21 protein-coding genes, 1 tRNA gene and 1 riboswitch are annotated in these 25,748 nt (G+C 71.0%); of the genes, 4 read left to right on the forward strand and 18 right to left on the reverse strand.

What is annotated here, in order from left to right; all coding sequences use genetic code 11:
- Positions 1-101: 101 nt before the first annotated feature.
- Positions 102-611: a Cys-tRNA(Pro) deacylase gene (gene ybaK / locus ABD264_RS02170; protein WP_344203879.1), complete on the reverse strand. Its 510-nt coding sequence runs from the start codon at positions 609-611 to the stop codon at positions 102-104.
- A gap of 344 nt (positions 612-955) precedes the next feature.
- On the opposite strand from ybaK, the gene ABD264_RS02175 reads away from it, so the two are divergent.
- Both ABD264_RS02175 and ABD264_RS02180 read left to right on the forward strand, forming a co-directional pair.
- Positions 956-1,741 (forward strand): thioesterase II family protein, encoded by a 786-nt coding sequence (locus ABD264_RS02175; RefSeq protein WP_344203881.1) that lies wholly within the window; start codon positions 956-958, stop codon positions 1,739-1,741.
- Complete coding sequence (locus ABD264_RS02180; protein ID WP_144942607.1) at positions 1,738-2,520, forward strand: 4'-phosphopantetheinyl transferase family protein; 783 nt, start codon at positions 1,738-1,740, stop codon at positions 2,518-2,520. Before ABD264_RS02175 ends, ABD264_RS02180 begins: the two co-directional genes overlap by 4 nt.
- Before the next feature lie 37 nt (positions 2,521-2,557).
- Here ABD264_RS02180 and ABD264_RS02185 read toward each other — a convergent pair whose 3' ends face one another.
- From ABD264_RS02185 to ABD264_RS02195, 3 genes are all read right to left on the reverse strand, one after another.
- On the reverse strand, positions 2,558-3,988 hold the full coding sequence (locus ABD264_RS02185; protein WP_144942606.1) for a DUF418 domain-containing protein: 1,431 nt from the start codon (positions 3,986-3,988) through the stop codon (positions 2,558-2,560).
- Positions 3,985-8,187 carry a Pls/PosA family non-ribosomal peptide synthetase gene (locus tag ABD264_RS02190; RefSeq protein WP_344203885.1) on the reverse strand — a complete coding sequence of 1,401 codons (4,203 nt, stop codon included), beginning with the start codon at positions 8,185-8,187 and terminating at the stop codon, positions 3,985-3,987. Before ABD264_RS02190 ends, ABD264_RS02185 begins: the two co-directional genes overlap by 4 nt.
- Before the next feature lie 369 nt (positions 8,188-8,556).
- Positions 8,557-9,510 carry an alpha/beta hydrolase family protein gene (locus tag ABD264_RS02195; protein WP_244944665.1) on the reverse strand — a complete coding sequence of 318 codons (954 nt, stop codon included), beginning with the start codon at positions 9,508-9,510 and terminating at the stop codon, positions 8,557-8,559.
- Positions 9,511-9,630: 120 nt separating this feature from the next.
- Here ABD264_RS02195 and ABD264_RS02200 point away from each other — a divergent pair, with 120 nt between their 5' ends.
- A complete protein-coding gene (locus tag ABD264_RS02200) occupies positions 9,631-9,891 on the forward strand; it encodes a hypothetical protein (RefSeq protein ID WP_144942605.1) in 261 nt (86 codons plus the stop codon).
- Between the two features lie 3 nt (positions 9,892-9,894).
- Positions 9,895-10,044 carry a hypothetical protein gene (locus ABD264_RS02205; protein ID WP_186366653.1) on the forward strand — a complete coding sequence of 50 codons (150 nt, stop codon included), beginning with the start codon at positions 9,895-9,897 and terminating at the stop codon, positions 10,042-10,044.
- A gap of 254 nt (positions 10,045-10,298) precedes the next feature.
- Here ABD264_RS02205 and ABD264_RS02210 read toward each other — a convergent pair whose 3' ends face one another.
- From ABD264_RS02210 to ABD264_RS02275, 14 genes are all read right to left on the reverse strand, one after another.
- Complete coding sequence (locus ABD264_RS02210; protein WP_425554275.1) at positions 10,299-11,354, reverse strand: arsenic resistance protein; 1,056 nt, start codon at positions 11,352-11,354, stop codon at positions 10,299-10,301.
- Positions 11,355-11,403: 49 nt separating this feature from the next.
- Positions 11,404-11,970 carry an NADPH-dependent FMN reductase gene (locus ABD264_RS02215; RefSeq protein ID WP_344203890.1) on the reverse strand — a complete coding sequence of 189 codons (567 nt, stop codon included), beginning with the start codon at positions 11,968-11,970 and terminating at the stop codon, positions 11,404-11,406.
- A 391-nt stretch (positions 11,971-12,361) separates the two neighbouring features.
- Positions 12,362-12,434, reverse strand: a tRNA-Ala gene (locus tag ABD264_RS02220).
- A gap of 158 nt (positions 12,435-12,592) precedes the next feature.
- Positions 12,593-12,997, reverse strand: a complete 405-nt coding sequence (gene rsfS / locus ABD264_RS02225; RefSeq protein WP_145009239.1) for a ribosome silencing factor — start codon at positions 12,995-12,997, stop codon at positions 12,593-12,595.
- A 34-nt stretch (positions 12,998-13,031) separates the two neighbouring features.
- The gene (locus tag ABD264_RS02230) at positions 13,032-13,898 is read right to left on the reverse strand and encodes a hypothetical protein (protein WP_145009241.1); all 867 of its coding nucleotides are present in this window, start codon (positions 13,896-13,898) and stop codon (positions 13,032-13,034) included.
- The gene (nadD, locus tag ABD264_RS02235; RefSeq protein ID WP_244944743.1) at positions 13,895-14,587 is read right to left on the reverse strand and encodes a nicotinate-nucleotide adenylyltransferase; all 693 of its coding nucleotides are present in this window, start codon (positions 14,585-14,587) and stop codon (positions 13,895-13,897) included. Before nadD ends, ABD264_RS02230 begins: the two co-directional genes overlap by 4 nt.
- Before the next feature lie 101 nt (positions 14,588-14,688).
- Entirely contained in the window at positions 14,689-14,946 is a 258-nt protein-coding gene (locus tag ABD264_RS02240) for a hypothetical protein (RefSeq protein ID WP_145009243.1), read from the reverse strand.
- Positions 14,947-15,025: 79 nt separating this feature from the next.
- Positions 15,026-16,333, reverse strand: coding sequence for a glutamate-5-semialdehyde dehydrogenase (locus tag ABD264_RS02245; RefSeq protein ID WP_145009245.1), 1,308 nt, complete (start codon positions 16,331-16,333; stop codon positions 15,026-15,028).
- Positions 16,334-16,429: 96 nt separating this feature from the next.
- The gene (gene proB / locus ABD264_RS02250) at positions 16,430-17,704 is read right to left on the reverse strand and encodes a glutamate 5-kinase (RefSeq protein ID WP_303105871.1); all 1,275 of its coding nucleotides are present in this window, start codon (positions 17,702-17,704) and stop codon (positions 16,430-16,432) included.
- Complete coding sequence (gene obgE / locus ABD264_RS02255) at positions 17,697-19,298, reverse strand: GTPase ObgE (RefSeq protein WP_344203894.1); 1,602 nt, start codon at positions 19,296-19,298, stop codon at positions 17,697-17,699. Before obgE ends, proB begins: the two co-directional genes overlap by 8 nt.
- Positions 19,299-19,450: 152 nt before the next feature.
- The gene (gene rpmA, locus ABD264_RS02260; RefSeq protein ID WP_012398199.1) at positions 19,451-19,705 is read right to left on the reverse strand and encodes a 50S ribosomal protein L27; all 255 of its coding nucleotides are present in this window, start codon (positions 19,703-19,705) and stop codon (positions 19,451-19,453) included.
- Between the two features lie 45 nt (positions 19,706-19,750).
- The gene (gene rplU / locus ABD264_RS02265; protein ID WP_055083891.1) at positions 19,751-20,062 is read right to left on the reverse strand and encodes a 50S ribosomal protein L21; all 312 of its coding nucleotides are present in this window, start codon (positions 20,060-20,062) and stop codon (positions 19,751-19,753) included.
- Between the two features lie 243 nt (positions 20,063-20,305).
- Positions 20,306-21,946, reverse strand: a complete 1,641-nt coding sequence (locus ABD264_RS02270; protein WP_344203896.1) for a bifunctional hydroxymethylpyrimidine kinase/phosphomethylpyrimidine kinase — start codon at positions 21,944-21,946, stop codon at positions 20,306-20,308.
- Positions 21,934-22,028, reverse strand: a riboswitch (TPP riboswitch). It overlaps the preceding gene by 13 nt.
- A gap of 87 nt (positions 22,029-22,115) precedes the next feature.
- A complete protein-coding gene (locus ABD264_RS02275) occupies positions 22,116-25,373 on the reverse strand; it encodes an Rne/Rng family ribonuclease (RefSeq protein ID WP_344203898.1) in 3,258 nt (1,085 codons plus the stop codon).
- Positions 25,374-25,748: the final 375 nt, after the last annotated feature.

The following is a 25,748-nucleotide window of genomic DNA, read 5'->3' on the forward strand; positions in this document are numbered from 1 at the left end:
CCGTCTTCCGCCCATGAGGTTAGGCACACCTAAGAATATGATCTCAAAGTACCACGAGAACGCCGCGGTTCCGGGGCCTGCGGGGTTTGTGCGGGGACGTGTCAGCCGTGTCGCAACGGGGCGGCCACCAGGGCCACAACGGCACCGGTGAGCCGAGTCAGGTCCTGTGGGGCGAGCCCCACGTCCAGCCCCCGGCGACCGCCCGAGACGTAGACCCGTTCCAGCTTCCCGGCACTCTCGTCCACCACCGTGGGCAGCCTGGTGCGCTGGCCCAGCGGGCTCACCCCGCCGAGCACGTACCCGGTCAGGCGATGCACGTCCGCCGGCTGCGCGAGCTTTGCCTTCTTGGCACCCAGTGCGGCGGCCGCGGCCTTCAGGTCCGCGCGCATCTCCACCGGCACCACGCACACCCCGAAGCCCTCGTGGTCGAGCTCCACTACGAGGGTCTTGAACACGCTGCGGGCCTCCACCCCCAGCTCCTGGGCTGCCTCCAACCCGTAGGACTCCGTGCGCGGGTCGTGCTCGTAGGCCCGCTCCTCGAACTCCACCCCCGCCGCTGTGAGCTGCTGGGTGGCCGGGGTGGCCGACGCGCCGTGCTTCTTCTTCGCCATCTCGCTCTCCTCTCACACTCCACCCGGGCGGTGTCCAGCCCGCTCTGGGGCGGTACCCGGTGTGCTTGGGTACTGTGGTGACCAGCCCGCGCGGCGAGAGCTCCTCCAGCGGACCTCCCCGAGACCTGCGGGGTCACGGTCAACGAGCCTACGACCCTCCCGCCGCACGGACGAGTGCTCCCCCGGCACCGCCCCCGTCACCTCCCCGTTCTGCGCGCACCGTACGCCCCACAGCAGGCCCGCGACGATCCCCCGATCACCGCGCACCTCAGCCCCGGGCCCTTGCCGCACGCGGCGGCTGGCTGCGCGGGGGCGCCCCACCAGGACCCAGGAGGTTCGGGACGTTGGCCACCACACACGCCCCCGGCACCACCCCTCTGCCCGAGCCGCACCCGGTGGCCCTCGAGCACTTCCCCGCGGCCGGCGCCGCTCCCCGGCGCCGGCTGCTCGTCTTCCCCCACGCCGGCGGCGGCGGGCTCAGCGGCAGAGCACTGCTGCACCCCGGCACGGAGGTGGTCGTCCACCGCCGCCCCGGCCGCGAGTCCCGCATGGGCGACCCCACCCCCGTGAGCGTGCGCGGCGCCATCGACGAGGCACTCGCCGCCCTGCTTCCCGTGCTTGACGCCGACGGCGTTCCCACCGCGGTCCTCGGCCACTCCTTCGGCGCGCTGCTCGCCGCGGAGTTCGCCGCCGCCCTGGACAGGCTGCGCCCGGGGCGCCTCGAGCGCGTGGTGCTCTCGGCCAAAGCCACCCCGCCAGCTCCGGACCCGCAGCTCGCGGCGATCCTGGAGGACGACGGCGCGCTGGCCGCCTGGCTGCTCGCCCTCGGCGGCACCCCCGAGGAGCTGCTCACCGATCCCGGGCTGCGCGAGATGGTCCTCGCCCCGCTGCGAGCGGACCTGCGCGCCTCCCTGTCCTACGACGGACAGCCCCCGCACCTGGCGACTCCCCTGCTACTCGTGCACGCCCGCGAGGACGGCGGCGCCACCGCCGAGGCCATGGCTGGGTGGGCCCGCTGCACGGGTGGAGCCGTGCGCACCCTGGAGGTCCCCGGTGGCCACCACGGCCTGTATGCGCACCCGGACCTGCTCCACGCCGCCCTGGACGAGTCCGCGGACGGCGCCCTGTGAGCGCCCGGACCGTCACCGTGGCCCAGCCCGTCTGGGCGCAGCTGCGCCGCCGAGTGCCCGGAGCCCCTGCAGACCTGACCCTGCACGTGCTGCCGCTGTCCGAGGTCGCGGCCTGGGTCGAGTCCGCAACGGGCTGTCTCTCCCCGGAGGAGCTCGCCCGCGCCCGCGGGATCCAGGAGACCTCCGCAAGGGAGCTGTTCGTGGTCTCCCGCGTGGCCCTGCGCCACGTGCTTGGCCACCGCCTGGGCTGCGCCCCCGGGGACGCCCCCGTGACGCACGACCCGCGCACCGGCGCTCCCCGCGAGGTGCACGGCCGCGCGAGTGCCGTGGCCGGGTGGGGCGGTGACGCGGGCCCCGAACTCGGCTGGTCCCCCGCCCTCGGAGCTCTGCGCCCCGTCCACTTCTCGGTCTCCCGCACGGCGGGTCTCGTGGCGGTGGTCACCGCGCAGCGCGAGGTGGGCGTCGACGTCGAGAGGCTGCAGAGCGAGGTGGAGGCGGACGTGCTCCTGGATATCCTGCACCCCGCAGACCGCGCCCGGCTCGCGGGACTGCGCGGGCGGCGTCGTCGTGTGGCGGTGACCCGCGCATGGGTGCGCGTGGAGGCGCTCGTGAAGGGTTGGCAGACCGGCCTGGCACGGGACCCGGCGAGCATCAACGTGGGCACCCGCTCCCGCGCCACCTACGGCCCGGACTGGACTGTGGGCGACGTGCGCACCAGCACCCGGGAGAACGCCCGGCTGGCCGTGGCATGGCGAACGGACCCCGCCCCGCAGGGCTGAGGTCCGTTCGTCGGATGCGGTGCGCGCTACCGGGTGCTCACCGCGCGCGGGTCTCCGCACGACGTCGCGGCGGCGCCTTCTTGACCGGCACGACCGCGGCGGCCACGCCCTTCGACACCTTCGTGACCAGCCGCTCCAGCGGTCCGTTGCCCAGCGCCTTCTGCCAGGCCACCGCGAACAGCGCCGCGACCGCGATCTGCACGAAGTACCAGAACCACGGCGTGCCGTCCGTCCACACGAAGGACAGGAACACCAGGTGGCTCACGTACAGGGTCAGCGTCATGGAGCCCATGGCGCCGAGCCAGGTCAACCACTTGCCGATCACGCGGCTGAGCAACAGGAAGATGCCCAGCGCGATCATGGCCATGCCCGCACTCTTGAACAGCGCGAACGGGGTGTTGGTGTGCGGCCCGGAGAGCAGCAGCCACAGGTTGGTGGTGTTCGGCATCTGGGGGTCCGGGCCGAAGGCCTGGATGGTCCACACGTCCTCCCACGTCATCCACGGGGTCGCCTGGAGCAGGGCGTCCTCAAGGTCGAAGCGCCACAGCATCAGCAGGGACACCCCCCAGCCGATGGCGGCCACCACGGCACCCACGATCACGAGCAGCACCTGCACCCGGTCACGGGACAGCGGCAGCCGGCCCAGGGCCATGCCCAGGCAGATGAACGTCATCCACGGCAGCGCCGGGTAGGTGCCGGTGAGGAACAGCTCCGCGAGCACAGCTCCCGGATCCGTGAACAGCTCCGCGTAGCTCGGGTTGCCGTAGACGTGCGCAGGCAGCACGGACAGGGACCACTGCATCACGAACGGCATGACCACCGCGAAGAACACCGAGGAGGCAAGCAGCCACCGAACGGTCATCAGCGTGAACGGGATGGCCACCAGGAACATCAGACCGTAGTAGATCAGGATGTTGTACACCGGCAGGTCCAGCAGGTTTATGGTCATGCCGATGAGGAACAGCACGATCGCGCGGACGAGGATCGACACGCGCGCCCGGTGGCCCTCCCTGCCCTTGCGGGGGTGGCGGCCGCCGGTCATGAACGCGAGGCTCACTCCGGCCAGGGTGGCGAACAGTGCGGCGGAGTGGCCGGCGAACAGGCTCCACTGCAGGGTGGGCTCCTCGTCCACGCCGTGGGTCGCGGGCAGCACGTGGACCGCGATCATGCCGATCAGGGCGAAGCCACGGGCCACGTCCACGCCCATGATGCGGCGCTTGGTGCGCCGCCCGTCCGCACTGGTCTCGTTGCGCGTGACCGCCCCGTGACGGGGCGCGGAGGTGGAGCGCGGCGGGGCGGTGACCACCGGGGTGGCATGGGTCCACAGTCCACTCTCGGCGGCCGTGCGGCCCTCGTCCCCGCGGTCCCCCAACCACACCTCACGCGGTGGGCGGCGCCCCGGCTGCGGGCGCTGCCCGAGCGGGAGGTCGCCTTCCACGACGTCGTCATTCACACTCTGCTGGGTCATTCGGTGGCTCCCTTGTGCTGGGCGGCTGACTCCCCGAGGGGGATGGTGGCCGTGTGGGCCGAGGGCACCGCGGTGGACCCTGCGGTACGGGGCGACGACGCCGTGGCGGGCATGCTGCTCGTTGTCGCACCGGGCTCCGTGGCACCGTGCGTGGTGGCACCGGAGCCCGGGGTGACCGACGCCGCTGTGGCCGACGTGCCGGTGCCGGCGGCACCGGCGGTGGGCAGTGCCGGGGTGGGCACCACCATGGCGCTGACCACCTGGTCACCGGCCTCGAGGTGGCGGATGGGGTTGCCGCCCCAGTTGCCGTCCGAGGGCACGGTCTCCTGGCGCATCACCAGTGAGCCCGGTGCCACGGTGGTGCGCTCCTCGATCGTGGCGCCCGGCAGCACGAAGCTGTTGGGCCCCAGGGTGGAGCCGCGGCGCATGGTCACCGGCTCCATCCGCATGATGCGGTCGTGGAACAGGTGGGTCTGCAGCACGGTGCCGCGGTTCACGGACACGTTGTCCTCCAGGTGCACGAGGTCGAACTCGGGCAGCCACCAGGTCTCGCACCACACGCTGCGCCCGATCTTCGAGCCCATCAGGCGCGCCCACACGTTGAACATGGGCGAGCCCACGCTCAGCCGGATCATGGAGGGCACAGCCAGGGACTCCGCGAAGATGTCCGTGAGCTCGTTGCGCCACACGAAGGAGCTGAACAGGGGGCGCTCCGAGGCCCGGAAGCGGCCCATCAGGGCCCACTTGACCAGCACAGGCACCAGGCACGCCACGGTGCTCGCCACGGTCAGCACCACGCCGGACCACGCAAACGCAGCCACGACGCCGCTGGCGCCCATGCCGTGGGACATGTAGATCACGGTGAGCACGTACACGATGATCAGGTCCAGCCAGGCCGAGACCATGGCGGGCAGGAAGCGGAAGATCTCCACGAACGCGCGGGCCGCCTTCAGACGGCGCTGCGGCTGGAACGTGGACTCCGAGTCCGCCTCGGTTTTCGCCCGGGCAATCGGCTCCGCGGTGCGACCCAGCCAGGAGGACCCGGCGGGGGCATGGTACGGCGCGGAGCTGAGCACGGCCACCAGCGCGTCCGCAGGGAGGTCCCGGTCCGGTCCCACGATGCCAGAGTTGCCCACGAAGGTGCGCTCACCAATCACCGAGGTGCCCACGTGCAGCCAGCCGAAGCCAGCGCGGTGCGAGGTCACCAGGGCGTGGTCCGCGAGGAATGAGCCGTCCTTGAGCGTGGTCAGGTGCGGAATGGTCTCCGCGGTGGAGATCTCCACGTTGCGCCCCACCTTGGCACCGAGCAGGCGCATGAACCACGGGGTGATGCACGAGGCGTAGATCGGGTAGGTGGAGATCAGGGTGCGCTGCATGAGCGTCTCGGTGAGCCACATGGCCCACCCCACCTTGCTGTCCTGCGGGAAGTAGCCCGGGACGATGGTCCCGGCCAGCAGGCGCACGACCGCCACGACGAGCAGCAGCCACACCACGGCGGTGACGACCGTGAACACCGGGACCCACACGGCCACGATGGGGAACACGATCTCGTACTCCTGGATGTGGATGACCTGGGTGAGCACGATCAGCGCCCCGGGGATCAGCGCGAGCAGCGGCAGCACGCCCACGAGGACCGCGCCGAGGCTGTACATGAGGTAGGACAGTCCCTTGCCCCAGGTCTTCAGCCCACCCGTGGACTCCGGGGAGCCTTCAGGCCAGGTCAGCCCGGCGGTGCCGAGGTAGCGCAGCGGGGAGCCGCCCCACAGCTCCCCGTCCGGGATGCTGTGGGTGACGTGCGAGCCGGGCAGCACCTCGGCGCCGTCGCCCACGCGGGTTCCGGGGTCCAGCAGGGTGCGGGTGCCCACACGGGCGTCGTTGCCGACCTCGATGGCCCCCACGTGGAAGACGTCCCCGTCCAGCCAGTAGCCGGAGAGGTCGGACTCGAACTCCACCGTGGAGTTCTCGCCCACGCTCACCAGCCCGGTGACGGGAGGAGTGTTGTACAGGTGGGCGCCCTTGCCGATTCGGTTGCCGAACAGCCGGTGCAGACCGCGCGCCATGGGCGTGCCGGTGAGAACGTCGTACTTGTTGTAGACCACCAGGCGCTCGGCGGCCCACACGCGCACGTGGTTCCAGCTGCCGCGCGGGTAGTGCCCGGGCTTGAGTCCGGCGGTGAGCAGGCGCACCGTGGCCGCGCCGATGAGCACGCGCCCCGGTAGGGAGAACATCACGAGCCACCCGATGATCAGCGGCCACAGGGGCGGCTTGGGCACCCAGCCGGCGTCCGCGACCACGGCGAGGATCCAGACCACGATGACTGAGCCGACCACGTAGCGGAAGCCATTGAGCACGTTGAGCAGCAGCAGGAACGCGCCCTGCAGCCATCCTGCGGAGGCGGGGATGGGCTCGGGGTCCCGCTTGTGGTCGTGGGACTCCCCCAGCGTGGCCAGGTAGCCGGCCATGGACTCGAGCGTGGGGTGCGAGTAGATCTTGGCGATCTCGGTGTCCGGGTGGGTCTTGCGCAGGGCGGAGACCAGGCGGGCGAGTGCCACCGAGCTGCCGCCCATGGCGAAGAAGTCGCTGTCCGCGGTGAAGGGCAGCGGGCCGAGCTGGTCTGCCCACAGTTCCGCGAGCCACGCGAGATCGCCCTGCAGCGGCGCGGAGCCGTCCTCGTTGGAGGCGGGCAGCGGCCAGGGCAGGGCCTTGCGGTCCACTTTGCCGGAGGTCTTCATGGGCAGCTCGTCCATGAGGCACAGGGCCGGGACCATCTGGCCCGGCAGCCGCTCCACGAGCCAGCGCCGCGCCTCGGAGAGGTTCACGGAACCCTCGAACTCGGGGACGAGGTAGCCGGCGATGACGCTTCCGCCACCCGGGGTGGAGTGCACAGCGCACGCGCCGAGCTTCACGCCGGGGACCTGGGTCATCTGGGTGTCGATCTCCCCGAGCTCGATGCGCCGCCCGGAGACCTTGACCTGGTCGTCCGCGCGCCCGGCGAAGACGATGCCCTCCTGATCGGCGCGCACCACGTCCCCGGAACGGTAGGCGCGATCCCAGCCGAGTGACTCGAGCGGTGCGTACTTCTCGGCGTCCTTCTCCGGGTCCAGGTAGCGGCCCAGGCCCACGCCGCCGATGATCAGCTCGCCGGTCTCGCCCCAGGCCACGGGCTCGCCCTCGGCGTCGACGACGGCGAGCTCCCACCCGGGCACGGCCAAGCCGATGCGGATGGGCGCTTCACCGGTGAGCAGGGCACCCGTGGCGATGACGGTGGCCTCGGTGGGTCCGTACGTGTTCCAGACCTCACGTCCGGGGCGCACGAGGTGCTTGGTCAGTTCCAGGGGGCACGCCTCCCCGCCGAAGATCAGCAGGCGCACCCGGTCCAGCGCCTCGCTGGGCCACAGGGACGCGAGCGTGGGCACCGTCGAGACGGCAGTGATCTGCTTGTCCACGATCCACTGGCCCAGGTCCGGGCCGGAGCGCACGATCTTGCGGGGCGCGGGCACCAGGGTGGCGCCGTGACGCCACGCGAGCCACATCTCCTCGCACGAGGCGTCGAAGGCCACGGAGAGCCCGGCCATCACGCGGTCACCGGGGCTCAGCGGGCGGCGCTGCAGGTACATCTGGGACTCCGCGTCCACGAGGGCGGCCGCGGAGCGGTGGCTGATGGCCACACCCTTGGGCTTGCCGGTGGAGCCGGAGGTGAAGATGATCCAGGCGTCGTCGCGGGTGCGCGGGGTCTCCGTCTGCTCGCCCGGGGTGACCGCGGGGTTGCGGGTCAGCTCGAGGCCCTGGCCGAAGACGGCGGCGACGCCGGCCTCCTCCCACACCGTGTTGGCGCGCTCGTCCGGGTCGTCCCAGTCCACGGGCACGTAGGCCGCGCCGGCGAAGAGGGTCGCGAGGATGGCCACGTAGAGGTCCACCCCGCCGGACGGGACGCGCACGCCCACGCGGTCCCCGCGGCCGATGCCGAGATCCCACAGCCGCTGCACGTGGGTCTCGATACGGTCCTCGAGCTCGCCATAGGGCACGCTCTCGTTCTCGTCCTCGAGCGCGATCGCGTCCGGGTACTGCTCCACGGTGTCCAGGACGATGTCCACCAGGGTGCGCGGTTCCGGTGGCTGCTCCACCGGGTACACGGCCCGGTCCCGGCCGATGCCCGCACCTGCGGCGTGTGCCCCGCTTGTTGATTCTTGGCTGTCCACTGCGTGTACTCTCCCCCTCGCTAAGGACCGATGGCGCAGGAGGAGACACACGCGTTTCTCCGAACGAGACACATGTGTGTTGTGGATGCTTCTTTGACGTCCCCCAGGTCCCCCGACCTCGACGACAGCGCGGCATCCTTGAACGCGCCGCGGTTTCCAGCGTTGAAAAATCCCCCTGCTGGCCCAGATGGTGGTTCAAGAATACGGTATGTGCCCTGGCCGGGGCAATACTCAGGAGATTCGGGGCATTGTGTCAGAAAACACGCTGGATGTCTTCTCCGTCTGTGGTGTGTGACACCCATGTCGTGCCGTGCGCTCCGCTGGGTCTCCCGTCGAGCACCCAGCAGGGGTCCCGGCGGCCGCGCGGGCTCAGCCGGTCGGCGAGGCAGCCGGGTCCTCGGCCGAGAGCAGCTCGTCCAGGATCGCGGCGTCGGGCATGTCGAAGTGATTGTGCCCGGCGAGCAGCTCCAGCCGGGTCTGCTGGAATCCGCGATTCTCGTAGAAGCGCTGACCCCGGGTGGCGGCCTCCACGGCGTCGAAGTCCGAATTGGGGTCCGTGCCGTCGTCGTCCGCGCCGGTGAACCACCACATCTTCAGGTCCTTCTTCTGCTGCTCGTCCGCCGAGCTCATCAGCGATCCGGGGGACCCGCCACCGCCGACCATTGCCGCACCGCCGGTCACGAGGTCCCGGGCGCCGCTGAGCACCCCGTAGCTGAGCATCTCGGCGCCACCGGAGTAGCCGAGCCAGCTCACGCGGTCCTTCTGCACGGGCAGGTCCGTGAGCAGCCGCTGGGTGACCAGGGCCCGCAGCCACCGCAGATTGGGGCGCAGGTCCCGCCACCACGTGCAGTCGCCGGTGCAGTCGGGTGTCAGGGGGACCACCAACAGTGCGTTGTGGGACGCCGCCACCGCGGCCAGGCACGTGGTGCGTCCACCGGGCTCGGTGAACTCCGCGCCCCCGTCCCCGTGCAGGTCCACCACCAGGCCCACGGGGCGGCTCGTGTCCACCCCGCCGTCCACCACGTGGTACCTGCTCGTGGTGCCGTTGGAGGTGAAGGACTGCTGCAGCGCACCCAGCGCACCGGCCTGCGTCTGGTCCTCGTCCGTCTGCTGGGTGGGCAGGGTCACGGTGTGGGGATGGGCCCGGGAGTCGTCGTCGGAGAGACCATAGCGGGTGCAGTCGGTGGTGGGCGCTTGCGCAGAGGTGAACGGGTCCACGGCGACGAGCACGGCGGCGGCGATCAGGACCAGCAGGAGAACCAGTACCGCAACGATCCGCCACCGGGCTCGCTTCGTGCCCGTCCTCGAAGGACCGGTGGGCATGGCGAAGATCGTACCCCGCAGAGTCACAGCCCCGGCACAGCCGCGCACTCAACCCGGCACAGGGCCCGTTCCTAGCGTGGAGCACGTCAACCACCGATCGTCACGAACGGGAGCCCCGCCATGAAGATCCTCCCCAAGACCGCCGTCTGGTCCGCGACCCTCGCGCTGTCCTCCAGCCTCCTGCTCAGCGGCTGCTCGGCACCGGCCAACGCCGCGTCCTCATCCACCGTGGCCACGGCGAGCACCAAGACCAGCGTGCCGAGCACGGACGCGACCACCGAGGACGCGACGGCAGACGGCTCCACCACCGCGAGCACGATCTCCGAGACGGCCGAGTCCGCGCAGGCGTTCCTGGCCACGTTCTCGGACGAGCAGAAGTGACAGGTGGTCCACGACCGCGACGACGAGGCGGAGACGACCTCCAGGTCCAACGTCCCGGTCTCGTTCGTGGACCGTGCGGGGCTGCACCTCACGGACCTCAGCGACGAGGGGTACCAGATCGAGGCATCCCTGGACGACACGTACGTCAACTGATCCGGTGCCACGGAGTACGACATGGCCCACGGTGACGGCATGTACTTCCCGATCTCCGGCCCGAACCTCTACGTCGAGTTCCCGGACCAGGCCGGTTCCGCCGGCGCGGACAACGCCGCCGTTCCCCCGGGCCCTGCCGCGCCGCGCCCGCTTCGGCGGGCTGGTTACCACCCCGATTCCCCCACCCGGCGGTCGGCCCAGTCACTTCCTTTCAGGTCTCGGGTGAAACTCGAAACATCGCCCCGTGGCGATTTTCAGGTTTCGCTGGAGACTTGCAGTTTTTCGGCCCCGTCCCCCGGCCTCTGCGCCCCACGCAACGGGACCAGCCGGGGGACGGCCCACACCAGGGCCACCATCACCGGCAGCTCCACGAGCGTCTGGGTGACCACCGCGAGGGGTGCGAGCCCCGAGCCGCCCGGCAGAGCCAGGGCGAGGGGAAGCACCACCAGCGAGTTGCGGGTCACCCCGGTGAAGAGCACCGCCCGGCGCTCGCGAGCCGGTCCCAGGGCGAGCCGCCCGACACCCCAGCCCACCGCCGTCATCACCAGTGCGAACGCGGCGTAGAGGGGAACCAGCGGGGCGAGCTCCGACACCCTTGCACCCACGCCGGCAATCTGCGAGGCCACCACGGTGGCGAGCACAAGCACCATCAGCGGCACCATGGCCGCCGCCACGAAACCCTCCCACGCGCAGGGCAGGCGGGCGGGCGCCGTTGCCCGCCGCGCCGTCGTCCGTTGTGCCGTCACCCACTGCGTCGCGGCCGCGAGCGCCAGCGGCACGAGGATCAAGGTGAGCAGCGCCCAGGCGAAGGTGCCCCAGTGCAGAGAGGCGGCGGCTTCGGGCCCGAGAAAGAGCCACAGGAGCAGAGGAAGCACGGGGATCTGGAGCAGCATGAGCACCGGTGCGGCGGCGAGCAGCTTCTCGGCCGCACCACCGGCGAGGCCCGTGAAGACGATGACGTAGTCCACGCACGGCGCCAGCAGGACCAGCAAGGCCCCCGTGAGCAGCGGCCCCTCGATGCCGAACAGGTGCACCAGCCCCAGCACGACCACCGGCACCAGCACGAAGTCCAGGGCGAGCACGGTCCCCAGGAAACTCCAGTCACGCAGGGCCCGGCCCAGGTGGCGCAGCGGGATCCCGAGGAAGGTGGCGTACAGCAGCAGGGCCAGGAGGGGCGTCACGGCGGGGTTGGCCAGGGAGCCCGAGCCCGGCACGAACCACCCGGCCGCCGCGCCCACCAGGATGGCGAGCAGGTAGAGGAGCACCTGGTGGCGCTGCAGCCAGTCGTTCACGCGGTGATCCGCCTCCATCCGTCAGCACCCCGGGCCACAGGCGCTCTCCCGTCCCGCGGCGGCGTCGTCAACCCTGCGCGCCGTCCTTCTCTGACATGGCGGCGATCACCCGGTCCACAAGCGCCGCGATCTCGGCCGCCTGGGCGCCGACGGCGGCCTCCGCGTCGGTGAACGTGCCGTTCTCCCCGTAGTCGTCCCGCGACTGGAAGAGTTTCTCACCCTCGGGGTCCAGCTGCGGACCCACGAGGGAGAGCACCTGGGCGAACTGGTCATAGACCATGCCGCCACCGCGACCGCCGTAGCTGATGATAGCGCCGAGCCTGCCCTGCCACTCGTTGTAGAGCGAGTTGATCGCGGTCTTCGGGCCCGAGGGGTCGCCGTCGTTGTCCTGGGGCGTCACCACGACGTCGGCGTCCGCGCCGCTGACCGTGGCGGCCCAGTTGCGGGTGTGCTCACGGGCGTACTGCCCGGTGGCGGGGACCTGGGGCTCGTTGAGCGGTGGCAGGTTCAGCTCGCTCAGATCCACAACCTTCGTGTCCACGCCGCGCTCGCTCCTGATCCGGTCCACGACCCCAGCGATCTGGTCCCCCACCCGGACGGGCCGCGTGCTGCCGATGATGACGATCGCCTTCATGGGAGGTGCTCCCCCGTTCCCGGGCGTCCGTTCCCTAAGAGAGGCGGTGTCCGGGTGGCCCTCGTACGCGCTCACGGGTATGGAGCTGGTGGACGCGCGGACGCTCGAAGGCGAGTGAGGAATGCACGTTATTGCCCACGAGAGTGCCAGCCTCCTTGAGGCAGTCGACGAGTCCGCCACCGCCGACCTCAGGCAGAGCATGGGGCTGACGCTGACCTCCACCCTGGAGAGCTGCACGAACGGGGACAGCGCCGAGTGCCAGGGGCAGCGCCACCACCTGTGCCCCTGGTCCACGACAGCCGGGCGCGCGTCACCTCGACACCTGCGAGCCAGGGGCACCAGGGCACGCGAAAAACCCCTCACCGTCTCGGTGAGGGGTTTCCCTGTTTCGTGGAGCTAAGGGGACTCGAACCCCTGACCCCCTGCATGCCATGCAGGTGCGCTACCAGCTGCGCCATAGCCCCGTGCGACTCGGAAAACTCTACCACGGCCTGCCCGTCCGCGTTCGCCCGGAAGAGTCTTCCGTGCACCCGCTGAGGGGCTTTGCGCTTCCAGTTCCCCGGAACAACTCGACCATCCTAAACAGTCAGGATGGACGGGCGCAAATTGTCGCGGTGGCCGCTCAGACGGCCGGCGAGGCGGCGTCGGCGGGGGCCACGGGCGCTTCCGGCAGCTGCACGTCGATGGCTGGGGAGTCGCCCCAGAGCCGCTCCAGGGCGTAGAACGCGCGGTCCTCGTCGTGCAGCACGTGGATCACGGCGTCGCCGTAGTCGAGCAGCACCCAGCGGCCCTCGCCCTTGCCCTCGCGGCGCAGGGGGCGGCGGTCGAAGCGCTCAATCAATGTGTCCTCCACGGCGTCCACCACGGCGGCCACCTGGCGCTCGTTGGGCGCGGAGGCCACCAGAAAAGCCTCGGTGATGGCCAGGCTGTCGCTGACGTCGAACGCGATGACGTTCTCCGCCTTCTTCTGGTCCGCGGCCTGAGCGGCGGCGCGGACGAGGTCGATGGATTCGGTGGTTGCAGTCACGGAGGCGTGCTGTCCTTTCGCAAGGGTGTGTGTCTTACAGGATGAACATGATCAGGACCACGGCCAGCGCCGCGACCACCAGGAGCAGCAGCACCAGCAGCCACCGCATCCAGCCGCCGCGGCTCCTGTAGGCGCCAGGCTCCAAAAGCTCGAGCCCTTCGGCGTCCACGGCGCGGACGGGCCGGCCGGGTGGGGCGTGGTGCGAGTCCTCGGTTGACGACGCCGCGGCGTCACCCCCCGCACGCTCCCCCGGCCCGGCTTCGGGGCCGGCGGCCGGTTCAGCCGCGGCCGGCGCAGCAGTCGCCTCGGCCGGCGCAATGTAGATCGGGATCTGAGTGGTGGCCGGGCCCGGCCCGTAGTCCACGGGACTCGCGGGCCACGACGTCGCCGTAGCATCGGGGGCCTGAGCTCTCGGATCATGGGTGCCCGGAGCCGGGATGCCGGCAGTGGTGGTCCGAGGAACCCCGGCGCGCGGCGTGGCCGTCCCGGGAACCATGACACCGGCAGCCGCAGCCCCGGAAGCTTCCGGGGCGGCGGCGTCTCCGCTGCGCGCCAGCGCGCGCTGCGCATCGTGGCGGTCCCGTTCGTTCGCCGCTGCGGCCCGGACCGCGAGGTCCGCGAGCCGCTGCTGCTTGGCGAGCAGGGCGTCGTCGACCCCCGTGCCCTGGTTGGCGCGCTCCGCGTCCTGGATCTCCCGCGCGTGCTCGGCCATCTCGCGCTGCAGCCGCGCGAGCCGGCGCGGGCCAAGCGGCTTGACCGCTTTAGAGGACACGGGGGTGTCCAGCTCGATCATGGGGGCGGGCGGGGACAACCGCTCGTGCTCGCCGGTGGCGGGGTGCGTGGCCCAGGGGCAGTTCTGAGGGGTGCCAGGGGCGTCGTTCTTCTCGGAGGATGTGCTCACGCGGTGCTCCTGTGTGCCGAGTGGGGGGTCTCGGTGGACTCCGTGGGGGCGAAAGCCGGGGAGGATGCACACTCCCCGGCGGGGGGCTGCGCAGGCCCGGCGGAGGACGCGCCCGCGTCCAGACGCTCGGGGCCGCGGTAGAGCCCGTACTTGTTGATGTACTGCACCACGCCGTCCGGGACGAGGTACCACACGGGCTTGCCGACGGCCACGCGGGCCCGGCAGTCCGTGGAGGAGATGGCCATGGCGGGCACGTTGAGCAGGGACACGCTCTCCGAGCCCACGGGTGCGGAGAGCACATGGCCCGGGCGGGTGACGCCCACGAAACGCGCGAGACGCCACAGCTCCGCCGCGCCCTTCCAGGTGATGATTTCCGCCATCGCGTCCGCGCCGGTGATGAAGAACAGCTCCGCGTCAGGGCGCAGCCGGTGCAGGTCCCGCAGAGTGTCGACCGTGTAGGTGGGCCCATTGCGGTCGATGTCCACGCGGGACACCGTGAACCGCGGGTTCGACGCTGTGGCCACCACCGTCATGAGGTAGCGGTGCTCGGCGTCGGAGACGTCCTGGCCGGCCTTCTGCCACGGCTCGCCCGTGGGCACGAAGACCACCTCGTCGAGGTCGAAGACTGAGGCCACCTCGGACGCCGCCACCAGGTGACCGTGGTGGATCGGGTCGAAGGTGCCTCCCATCACGCCCAGCCGGAGCCTGCCGGGTGTGCGCGGGGGGATCTTCAGGTCGTCAGGGGACGTCGCCGAGGGGCTCGGAGCGTTCACGCGGGCCGATCGGTCGATCAGTGGCGGACGGGTTCGCCGACGCCGGCCAGCATGGCACGCTCGTCCGCGGGAAGCTGGGACGGGTCCTCGTACTCCCCAATCTTCGGGGCGGTGCCGCGGGAGGAGAAGGACATGGCCGCGAGCAGCATGAGGAGGAAGAGCGCGAACGCGATGCCACCGAAGACCGGGGCCAGCTCGTGGAGGCTCTCGTTGACGGAGTGGCCCTCCTCGGCGGCGAGGACGGTGGCGGTGGACAACAGGTGCAGCGAGCTCATGCGTTTCCCTTCTCGTGCCGGCGGGGCCGGTCTGCGGTGGTGACGGACCTCCCGGGGGACGTCCCCTCCATGGTACGTCTCAGGAGCGCACGTGGCCGTCACCCTGGACGACCCACTTGGTGGTGGTCAGCTCCTCCAGGCCCATGGGCCCCCGAGCGTGCATCTTCTGGGTGGAGATCCCGATCTCCGCCCCGAGCCCCAGCTGCCCACCGTCCGTGAAGCGGGTGGACGCGTTGACCAGCGCGGCCGCGGAGTCCACCTCGGCGGTGAAGCACTCGGCATTCGCGAGGTCGTTGGTCACGATGGCCTCGGTGTGACCCGTGGAGTAGCGCCGGATGTGCTCGAGCGCCTCCCCCAGCCCGTCCACGACCTTCACGGCCATGTCCATGTCCAGGTACTCCGTGGCCCAGTCCTCCTCGGTGGCCTTCAGGTGGTCTGAGCCTGGGGGGAGCAGGGCCGCAGCACGGTCGTCCACGTGCAGCGTGACCCCGGCCTTGTCGAGCGCGGCCAGCACCTCGCGGGAAGCCTCCGGAGCACCGCTGTGCAGCAGCAGCGTCTCGGCGGAGTTGCACGTGGAGGTGCGGTGGGTCTTGGAGTTCACCACCACCTTCACGGCCATCTCCGCGGGGGCGGACTCGTCCACGAACACGTGCACGTTGCCCTCGCCCGTCTCGATCACCGGCACGGTGGCGTTGGTGACCACGGACTGGATCAGGCCCCGACCACCACGCGGGATCAGCACGTCCACCTTGCCGCGCGCGCCCATCAGGGCGTTGGCGCCCTCGCGGCCGTAGTCGTCCACGGTCTGCACGCAGTCCGCGGGCAGCTTGGCGTCCGCCAGCGCGTCCCGCAGCACGCCCACGAGCGCCCGGTTGGAGTCGAAGGCCGCGGAGCCGCCACGCAGCAGCACGGCGTTGCCGGACTTCACGGCGATCCCGGCGATGTCCACGGTCACGTTGGGCCGCGCCTCGTAGATCACGCCGACGACGCCCATGGGCACCCGGATCTGCCGCATCCGCAGCCCGTTGGCCAGCGTCTGCCCTCGCACCACCGATCCCACGGGATCCGGCAGTGCCGCGAGCTCGCGCAGGGCGTCCGCGAGCCCCGTGATCCGCTCGGGGTCCAGCTTCAGCCGGTCCAGCATCGCGGCGGATGTGCCGTCCTGGCGCCCGCGCTCCAGGTCGCGCGCGTTGGCCTCCAGAATGCTGTCCCGGCGGGACTCGATCCGGTCGGCCATCAGGTTAAGGGCGCGGTCCTTCCACGCGCGCGGGGCGCGGGCGAGGCTGCGGGCTGCAACGCGGGCGTCGTCGGCCATCAGGCCCACACCCTTCACGGGGTCGTCCCCGAAGGTCTCCTGCGCGGTCAGCACTGACATGTTCTCGGCCACTGTTCCTCCTGCTTGTCGAGGGCTTGCTGGGGAGCGGTACGACGTCGTGTCGCCAGCTCGTCGGGCGTGTCGAACGGGGGCGGTGGGCGCCGCGGCCTACTGCTTGAGCTTCGTGCGGGCGGAGCGGCGGCGCAGGTTCACGAGGTTGTCCACGTGGACGAGCTCGCGGGCGTAGTCCTCGCCGAACTCCTCCCCTAGCTCGTCGGTGCGCTTGCCGAGCATCCCGGGGATCTCGTCCGAACCATAGTTGACGAGCCCGTGGCCCACCTCGCTGCCCTCGGAGTCCACCATGGACACCGGGTCTCCCGCCGTGAACGTGCCGCTCACGGCCGTGACACCCGCCGCGAGCAGGGACCGGCGGCCGCGAATCGCGTCCACGGCGCCGTCGTCCAGGGTCAGGGTGCCCTTGATGTCCGCGAGGTGGGCAAGCCACAGCAACCGCACGTTGCGACGCCCGCCGGTCGTGGCGAACCACGTGCCCACGTCCTCCCCAGCGAGGGCGCGCTCGATGTTCGCCGCGGACGTCACGAGCGCCGGGATGCCCGACGCCGCCGCGATCCGCGCCGCCTCGACCTTGGTGACCATGCCGCCGGAGCCCACTCCGGCGCGGCCGATGGTCCCGATCTCCACGCCCTCGAGATCCGTGATCGGGTCCGTGACCGTTGCGATCCGCTCCCCGCCGTCCTGCGGGGGCTTGGTGTAGAGCGCGTCCACGTCCGAGAGCAGCAGCAGGGCGTCCGCCTTGATCAGGTGCGCCACGAGCGCGGCGATCCTGTCGTTGTCGCCGAACTTGATCTCGTGGGTGGCCACGGCATCGTTCTCGTTGACGATCGGCAGGATCCCTAGGTCCAGCAGCCGCTCGATCTGGCGGTGCGCGTTCTTGTACTGCGAGTGGCGCATCAGGTCCTCTGCCGTGAGCAGCACCTGCCCCACGGTCACGTGGTAGCGCGCGAAGTACTCGGTGTAGCGCGAGATCAGCAGCCCCTGGCCCACCGAAGCCGCGGCCTGCTTGGTGGAGAGGTCCTTGGGCCGCCGGGAGAGCCCCAGCGGTTGCAGCCCGGCCGTGATGGCACCAGAGGACACGAAGACGATCTCCACGCCCTGTGCCTTGACCCGCCCGAGGGCGTCCACGATGCCGCGCAGCGCGTTCTCGTCGATCGAGTTCTCGATGGACGTCAGGGAGGACGAGCCCACCTTCACGACGACGCGGCGGGCCTCGGGCAGCTGCTCCCGGCTCGTGATCGCGGAGCGGCGGTTCTTCCCGCGGCTCTCCGTGCTGAGCTGGATCGCGGACTTCGAGGCCTGCTGCTCCACGGCGGACACGTCAATCGTCTCGGTGGGGGTCTTCTCGCGGTGTGGTTGCTCACTCACCGTGCGTCTCCTCCTCGGTGCTTGGTGTCTGTCGGCGGGAACGCGCCTCGTCAACGGACTCGGTCCAGATTCCCGCGCGGCGCTCGTTCTCCAGCTCCGCGCGTGCCTCGGACTTGGCGTCCATGCGATCGTAGAACTGCTCGCGCTTCTCGCGCCGGGTGGGCCGGGAGGTCTCCTCCATGCGCAGGTCCGTGCCGCGCGGACCGCCGAGCAGCTCGGCGCCACCCAGCATGGTGGGCTCCCAGTCGAAGACCACGCCGTTCTCCTCCGGTCCGATCAGCACGGCGTTGCCGGGCTTCGCGCCGATCCGGAAAAGTTCATCCTCGATGCCGAGCTTAGCGAAACGGTCCGCGAGGTAGCCCACGGCCTCGTCGTTGTTGAAGTCCGTCTGCAGCACCCACCGCTCGGGCTTCTCGCCCCGTACGTGGTACAGAGGCTCCTCCGCCCGGTCCTCGCGGGTGATCACGAACTCGCGGCGGTCCCGGCCACGACGACGCCGCGCGGGCTCCGGCTGCAGAACCGTCACCGTGCGCTGCTCCTCCGCTCGCCTCTCCTCCTGCTCCCGCGCCTCGGACACGAGCGCCGCCATGGCGAAGCCGAGCTCCCGCAGGCCCTCGTGGGAGGCGGTGGAGACCTCGAAGACGGGGTAGCCGCGCTGCTCGAGCTCCGGGCGGATGAAGTTGGCGAGCTCCCTGGCGTCCGGCACGTCCACCTTGTTCAAGACCACGAGCCGCGGGCGCTCGGTGAGCGGGACCGCGGTGGGGTCCTCGTCCCGCACGGCCTCCGCGTAGTGGGCGAGTTCCTCCTCCAGGGCATCCAGGTCCGTGAGGGGGTCGCGGCCGGGCTCCAGCGTGGCGCAGTCGATCACGTGCACGAGAGCGGCGCAGCGCTCCACGTGGCGCAGGAACTCCAGGCCCAGGCCCTTGCCCTCGGACGCGCCGGGGATCAGGCCGGGAACGTCAGCGACCGTGAAGCGGGTGTCCCCCGCCTGCACCACGCCCAGGTTGGGGACGAGCGTGGTGAAGGGGTAGTCCGCGATCTTGGGGCGGGCGGCGCTCATGGCCGCGATCAGGCTGGACTTGCCGGCGGAGGGGAAGCCCACGAGCGCGATGTCCGCGATGGACTTCAGTTCGAGCTCGACCTCCTGCTCCTCACCGGGGGTGCCGAGCAGTGCGAAGCCCGGTGCCTTGCGCTTGGGTGAGGCCAGCGCCGCGTTGCCCCGGCCGCCCATGCCGCCGGCGGCCAGCACGTACTCGCTGCCTTCTCCCAGCAGGTCCGCGAGCACATTGCCCTCGCGGTCCTTGACAACGGTGCCGTCCGGGACGGAGAGCACCAGGTCCTGGCCCTTGAAGCCGTGGCGCATGTCTCCCTTGCCCGGCTCGCCGTTCGGGGCCTTCTGGTGCGGGGCGTGGTGGAAGCCCAGCAGCGTGGTGGACTGCCCGTCCACGCGCAGGATCACCGACCCGCCGTCGCCCCCGTTGCCGCCGTCCGGTCCGCCCAGGGGCTTGAACTTCTCGCGCTTGACGGACACGCAGCCGTGGCCCCCGTTGCCGCCGGTGGCGTGCACGACGACTCGATCAACAAAACTGGCCACGTGGCTCCTCGGGATCTGGGTGGCCCGCCGTGCGCGGGACCCGTTGGTCTCTGGTGAAAAGAATAGAGGGTGAGCGCGTAGAGCGCCCACCCTCTAGTGGTCGTCACCGCACGAGTCGGCGACGGGTGGACCCTGGGGTCCGGAAGAACTGACTACTCGGCGGTCTGGATGTTGACCACGCGGCGGCCACGGCGGGTGCCGAACTCGACGACACCGGCGGCCAGGGCGAACAGTGTGTCGTCCTTGCCGCGACCCATGTTCAGGCCGGGGTGGAAGTGCGTTCCGCGCTGACGGACGATGATCTCGCCGGCGTTGACGGACTGGCCGCCGAAGCGCTTCACGCCCAGGTACTGGGCGTTGGAGTCACGGCCGTTGCGAGTGGAGCTCGCACCCTTCTTGTGTGCCATGGTGTGTGCCTACCTTCGTTGAAAATGTATCGGGGACCGGGAGGATCAGGCGTTGATGCCGGTGATCTTGACGGTGGTCAGCTCGGCGCGGAAGCCCTGACGCTTCTTGTAACCGGTCTTGTTCTTGTACTTCATGATCGAGATCTTGGGACCGCGCAGGTCCTCGATGATCTCGGCCGTGACCTTGACGTCGGCCAGGGTCTTGGAGTCGGAGGTGACCTTGTCCCCATCGACCAGCAGCAGCGCAGGAAGCTCTACGGTGCTGCCTGCCTCGCCGGCGACGCGGTCAAGGGTCACGAGGTCTCCTACGGAAACCTTCTCCTGGCGGCCGCCTGCGCGGACAATCGCGTACACCACTTGGGAACTCACTTCTCTCGACATCTATGGACTGCGTGTGTGGGTCGGGCGGACTCCTGGATGCTGCGAATGTCGAGTCAGCCCGCTGCGGTGGTCGAGGACCGACCGCGTACCACGTGGCTGTCGCATCAGAACAGGGTGTTCGCCCGAGTGTGCCGCTCCCGCGTGCGGATCATTGATATGACGCACAGCGATGCCCGGCACCGACAGCCCAGACTACCCGATGCGGGGAAGTCACGCCAATCACCCCTCCGTGCTGCTCCCCCGCGCGGTCTGGGCGAAGAATGCCAGTTCGAGTCGGCACGCCCGCAGGAACACGCGCCGCATCTCGGAGCGGCTCGCCGGGTTGGCGACGGCAGCCGCGCGGTCCACGGCGCGGCGCACCGTATCGGTGGCCGCCTGGAACCCCGGATCGCTGTAGGTGGCCAGCCAGTCCGCGTACGGATGCTCTTCCCACCCCACCGCGCGGGCACGCTCCATGAGCTCGGTCCCCACATGGGCGTAGAGCCAGTAGCAGGGCAGGATGGCCGCCGCTCCCACGGCGAAGCCGTCCTGCCCGGTGCGGGCCAGCAGGAAATCCGCGTAGGCGCTCGTGGTCTCGGACGGCTCGTGGGGTGCCCGCCCGGCCAGGCGGGCGCGGTGCAGGGCGGTCTCCGCGGTGACCACCGATGCCGAGGCAGACGCGAAGTGCTCCCGGGTGTCCTCGTCCGGGGCGGCCGCGGCGAGCAGGGCCAGCGCGCGGGAGTAGTACTCGAGGTACTGCATGTCCTGGTCCAGGTACCACTCGAACGCCTCGGGTCCCAGGGTGCCGTTCCCCAGGCCCCGGATGAAGTCCAGCTGCGCGATCTGCTCCCGGATCTCGGCGCTGTCCGCCCACAGCTCGTCGGTGAACCGATCGCCCGGGACCAGGTCGCCGGCGGATGGCTCCCTTGGCGAGACGTCCGAGGCCGCCGGGGCTCCCTGCGTGGCTGCGCCCGCGGGGGCGGCGCCGTCCGGGTCCGCTGCCTCGGTGGCGTCGGCGGCGCAGGCCTCGGCCAGGAACTGCGGGTCCGTGACCAGGGCCTGTACGTGGTGCATGTGGTGCACCGGGCCGTTGCCGTGGCCCACGTGCAGGGTGTCCGCGGTGCGCAGTGCGGCCCGCAGCCACTCGCGGGCCGTACCGATGCCCCCGGCCCAGTCCCCCGTGCGAGCCACCACGGTGGCCACGGCGGAGGACAGTGAGCAGCCCGTGCCGTGGGTGTTGCGTGTGACCACGCGCGGTCCGGTGAACTCGGCCACCGGCTCGTGGACGCCCGGGACCACGAGGGCGTCCGGCGTGAGCTCGCCGCCCAGGTGCCCGCCCTTGACGAGCACGCGCGTGCCGAAGGCGTCGGAGACGGCGCGGCCCTGCGCGAGCGCCTCGTCCCACGTGGTGGCCACGGGGCGCTCCGCGAGCACCGCCAACTCGGGAAGGTTCGGGGTGATGAGGTCCGCCGCGGGCAGCAGTCCGCGCAGAGCCTCCTCCGCCTCGCGCTCCAGCAGCCGCCCGCCGGCGGTGGCGACCATCACGGGGTCGACAACGACCACGGGCGCGCGACCGGCCGCGAGCCACTCCCGGACCGTCTCGATGACGTCCACGGAACCGAGCATCCCCACCTTCACGGCGTCGAGCTCGACATCGTCCGAGACCGCGTCCAGCTGCGCGCGCAGAATGTCGACGGGAGGGGTGTGCACGCTGCGCACGCCCTGCGTGTTCTGGGCGACCACCGCGGTGACAACGCTGAGGCCGTAGCCGCCCATCGCGGCGATCGACTTCAGGTCCGCGGCGTGGCCAGCGCCGCCGGTGGGGTCCGTCCCGGCGATCGACAGGACGCGGGGCACGGTGAGGACGGGTGCGGTGTTCACGACATCCCTTCGCTAGTGCGAGCTAGATCAGGTTCGACGGGTGTGTTCTCAGCCGCGTGGCGCGGCACCCCGTGTGTGCTCCACCGATCATGCCACAGGGGCGCCCGGATCCCTCCGGACGCCCCTGCGGCATCGGTTCACCTCTCGCACCAGTGGGGTGCGGCGGCGTTCACTCTCCCTTGCGGGTCATCGTGATGTCCTGGGCCTTCACACCCACGCCCACCACGGTGGGCTGCCCGTCCATGGTCGCGGCCTTCTTCGGGCCGGTGGCCGCCGCGGTGAAGCGGCTGACGGTGGACTTCTGCGCCTCGTACTCCTGGGTGGTCACGCTCGCTGTGCCGGGGGCGGCAGCCGGCGCCACCGCACGGCGCGAGCCTCGACGACGCCGCGCCGGTGCCGGCGTCTCGGCCGCTGGCTGGGCAGTGGTGGCGGGAACGCCGGAACGGCTGCCCGCGCCCCCGTTCTGCGCGGGCGCTGTGGTCTTTCCGGTGGATGTCGGGGCGTTCGACTCCGCGTCCTGACGGCCGCCCTGCTCGGCACCACCGTCGCGTCCTGCGCGGCGGCTGCCCTGGCGGGACCCGCCACGGCCGTTGGACGAACGGTTGCGGGAGCTGCCCCCGCGCGAGCCGGAATCAGCGGTCTCGGGGCCCTTGCCCTCGGAGCCGTCGAAGCTCTCGGACTCCGGCGCACCGGATCCGCCACGGTTCTTCCCCGACTGCGCGGAGTCACCGGAGGTCTCCTCTGTGAACGCCGCCGTCAGCGAGTCCAGCGAGAGCGACTCCCCGGGCCCTGCGACGTCACGCGCGCCGGAGCGGTCCTGGCCGGACTGTCCCTGCGGGAGTTCGATGACCTCGCCGTGGATCGTGACGCTGGAGGAGCTGTCCGCACCCTCGGAGGAGTCTCCCGCGTCCGCCGAGCCCTCCTGCTGGGTGCCATTCTCCTCGCCCTGCGGCCCACGGCCCCGGCTGCGCTTGCCGCGGCGCTTCTTGCGGCGGCGGCCGCCGTCGGACTCGCCGTCCGAGGTGCTGCGGTTGTCCAAGTCCCCGTGGGTGCCCGCGGAGCCGTGAGTCTCGGGAGTACCGTTCGTGTCCGAGCCCTGCCGGTTCTGGCCGCCACCCTGCGGGGTGGCCTCGGCACCGGAACCGTGCTGCGCGGCGTCGTCGTCCTCGTGCGTGGAGGCTGAGGCGATGTTCGCGAGCGCAGCGCGGGTGGCCTCGGCGCGGGCCTGGTTCTCCTGCTCCTCCGAGCCCGCGCCCCGGTTCTGGGACTTGGAGTGCCCCTGCTGCTGGTTGCTTTGGGGCTTGCCGGAGCGAGAGCGCTTGCGCTCGTTGCGGTTGCCACGGTGGTCCGTGGGCGCGGCGCTGGAGCGGCCCTGGAGCGGGTGGTCGTGGACGACGACGCCGCGTCCCGCGCACTCCTCGCAGGGCTCCGAGAAGACTTCGAGCAGTCCGGTGCCCATGCGCTTGCGCGTCATCTGCACGAGACCCAGCGAGGTCACCTCGGCCACCTGGTGCTTGGTGCGGTCCCGGCCCAGGCACTCCACGAGCCGGCGCAGCACGAGGTCGCGGTTGGACTCGAGCACCATGTCGATGAAGTCGACCACAATGATCCCGCCGATGTCCCGCAGCCGCAGCTGGCGCACGATCTCCTCGGCAGCCTCCAGGTTGTTCTTGGTGACGGTCTCCTCGAGGTTGCCGCCGGAGCCCGTGAACTTGCCCGTGTTGACGTCCACCACGGTCATGGCCTCGGTGCGGTCGATCACCAGGGAGCCACCGGAGGGCAGGAACACCTTGCGCTCCAGCGCCTTGTGGATCTGCTCCTCCACGCGCATGTGCTCGAAGAGGTCCTCGTCCTCGGTCCAGCGGTGCAGCCGGTCCAGCAGGTCCGGGGCCACGTAGGTCACGTAGGCCTCGATGTTGTCCCACGCCTGCTCGCCCTGGACCACCATGGCGGTGAAGTCCTCGTTGAAGACGTCGCGGACGGTCTTGATGGTCAGGTCCGGCTCCGCGTAGAGCATCTCCGGGGCGAGCGTCTTGGTGGACGCGGCCTTCTCCTGGATCTGCTCCCACTGGGACCGCAGCCGGTTGATGTCGTTGGTCAGCTCCGTCTCGGAGGCACCCTCCGCCGCGGTGCGCACGATCACGCCCGCGCCCTCGGGCAGGCGGTCCTTGAGGATCTTCTTCAGCCGCTGCCGCTCGACGTCCGGCAGCTTGCGGGAGATCCCCGTCATAGAGCCTCCTGGCACGTACACGAGGTAGCGGCCGGGCAGCGAGACCTGGCTCGTCAGGCGTGCACCCTTGTGGCCCACCGGATCCTTGGTGACCTGCACGAGGACGGCGTCCCCTGACTTCAGGGCGTTCTCGATCTTGCGGGGCTTCTTGCCGAGCTCGGCGGCGTCCCAGTCCACCTCACCGGCGTAGAGCACGGCGTTGCGGCCGCGCCCGATGTCCACGAACGCCGCCTCCATGGACGGCAGCACGTTCTGTACCTTGCCCACGTACACGTTGCCGATCAGGGAGTCCTGCTGCGTGTGGGAGACGAAGTGCTCCGCGAGGATTCCGTCCTCCAGCACGCCGATCTGGATCCGGTTCTCCTTCTGGCGCACGAGCATCGTGCGCTCCACGGACTCGCGGCGCGCGAGGAACTCGGCCTCGGTGATCACGTGGCGCTTGCGGCCGAACTGGCGGGACTCACGGCGCCGCTGTCGCTTCGCCTCCAGGCGCGTGGAGCCCTTGACGCCCACCACCTCGTCCGGGCCGGTGCCCTCGGAGCCGCCGCGGGGGGCGCGCACGCGGGTCACGGAGCCGTCGGAGTCGTCCACGAGCTCCATGTCCTCCTCGCCACGGCGCCGACGACGACGCCGCTTGCTGGAGGCGGTGCCCAACTCGTCCTCGTCCTCGTGGTCACCGCGGGCGCCACGCTCGGCCTCCCGCTGCGCCTCGCGCTCCTGGGCGGCCTCGCGGAGGCGAGCGGCCTGCGCCTCGGCGGCCTTGCGGATCTCGTCCGGGTCCGGCGCGTGGAACATCAGGGACGCGCCGGGGCCGAAGGCGCCGAAGTTCTCCTGCGTGGGGGGCTCGGTCTCCTCCTCGGTGACCTCCACGGTCACGTTCTCGACGGCCTCGGCCGCCCCGCTCTGCTGCAGCCCGGACTCCGACGGCGTGACCTCGCCCTGACCCGCACCGGCGTCGGTGGGCTCCGCCGCGGACGGCTGCGCTGAGGCACCGAGTGCGGCGGCGGCCTTGGTGTCCCCCGCGGGGATCTCGCCGACCGTGGCCGAGGTGGTGCCCTCCTCGGCCGCGGCAACCGCAGCGGCGTCGTTCGCCACGGAGGCGGTGGCCGGCTCGGTACTAGCGGCGGCGTCCTGCACGACTGGGGTGGAGGCCGCGGCCTCCAGGGGGGACTGGGAGTTTTCCTGCTCAGGTTCCATGTGTGGTTGTGCTCCTGCTCGGGGCACCGCCCGCACCCGGGCCCGAGGTGTGCTCGGTCGGTCGAGCCGGTGTTCTCCACGCGGCCGCCGGAAGTCGATTTCGTACCCGCGGGCGTGGCGTGTGTCACGCGCGCCGTCCACGGGCCGACGGATGCCCGAGCCGCTGGGTCCTGGGGACCGCGGACTTGACCGGTGCGGACGCGCTCGATCCTCTGAGAGCCGCGGGTCCGCACCGATGCCGATCGGTGCTCCTGCCGGGTCGGGTCCTCATGTGCGGCTGAGGGCCGACCACCTGCAGTATCTCACAGTCGTCCCCCTGTCACCGCGCATTCCGCGTGGTGCAGCGCACACGGTCCTCCTGGAGGTGATCCCGGC

Origin of the sequence: Kocuria salsicia (genome assembly GCF_039532055.1) — a bacterium.
GTDB lineage: Bacteria > Actinomycetota > Actinomycetes > Actinomycetales > Micrococcaceae > Kocuria > Kocuria salsicia.

Excerpts from the sequence above, each read along its gene's own strand:
- ybaK (WP_344203879.1), bottom strand. The coding sequence starts at position 611 with ATGGCGAAGAAGAAGCACGGCGCGTCGGCCACCCCGGCCACCCAGCAG.
- ABD264_RS02185 (WP_144942606.1), bottom strand. The coding sequence starts at position 3,988 with ATGACCCAGCAGAGTGTGAATGACGACGTCGTGGAAGGCGACCTCCCG.
- ABD264_RS02195 (WP_244944665.1), bottom strand. The coding sequence starts at position 9,510 with ATGCCCACCGGTCCTTCGAGGACGGGCACGAAGCGAGCCCGGTGGCGG.
- ABD264_RS02200 (WP_144942605.1), top strand. The coding sequence starts at position 9,631 with ATGAAGATCCTCCCCAAGACCGCCGTCTGGTCCGCGACCCTCGCGCTG.
- ABD264_RS02210 (WP_425554275.1), bottom strand. The coding sequence starts at position 11,354 with ATGGAGGCGGATCACCGCGTGAACGACTGGCTGCAGCGCCACCAGGTG.
- ABD264_RS02215 (WP_344203890.1), bottom strand. The coding sequence starts at position 11,970 with ATGAAGGCGATCGTCATCATCGGCAGCACGCGGCCCGTCCGGGTGGGG.
- nadD (WP_244944743.1), bottom strand. The coding sequence starts at position 14,587 with ATGGGAGGCACCTTCGACCCGATCCACCACGGTCACCTGGTGGCGGCG.
- ABD264_RS02240 (WP_145009243.1), bottom strand. The coding sequence starts at position 14,946 with ATGAGCTCGCTGCACCTGTTGTCCACCGCCACCGTCCTCGCCGCCGAG.
- rpmA (WP_012398199.1), bottom strand. The coding sequence starts at position 19,705 with ATGGCACACAAGAAGGGTGCGAGCTCCACTCGCAACGGCCGTGACTCC.
- ABD264_RS02275 (WP_344203898.1), bottom strand. The coding sequence starts at position 25,373 with ATGGAACCTGAGCAGGAAAACTCCCAGTCCCCCCTGGAGGCCGCGGCC.